The sequence below is a fragment of the Streptomyces murinus genome (genome assembly GCF_002154555.1).
Taxonomy (GTDB): Bacteria; Actinomycetota; Actinomycetes; order Streptomycetales; family Streptomycetaceae; genus Streptomyces; species Streptomyces murinus.
Map to the genome: position 1 here is coordinate 460 of NZ_MUNF01000988.1, position 270 is coordinate 729.

The 270-nt window shown below is 72.6% G+C and carries 1 pseudogene; it reads right to left on the reverse strand.

What is annotated here, in order from left to right:
• Positions 1–72: 72 nt before the first annotated feature.
• Positions 73–270, reverse strand: a pseudogene (locus CCN72_RS37145) (FAD-containing monooxygenase EthA); the annotation flags it as partial.

A 270-nucleotide genomic window follows, 5' to 3' on the forward strand; every position in this document is an offset into this window, starting at 1 on the left:
CTTCGGGCCCGTCGAGGCGGTAGCACAGGCGCAGGTCCGCCGGGGTGGTGAGGAAGCGGTCCTCGGTGTCGCTCATCGGGCCACCGCCCGGCGCTCGGTGGCTTCGACCCGGGCAAAGCGCAGTTCGGGATCGGTGACGCTGTCACGGCGCAGCAGTCGTACGTCGTCGGCGTAGCCGGTGGAGGTCAGCCAGGGCATGCGGTCGCCCTGCCGGGGCAGCTGGTCGACGGCGCGCTGGATGTAGCCGGCCCCGAAGTCGAGGAACGGCCG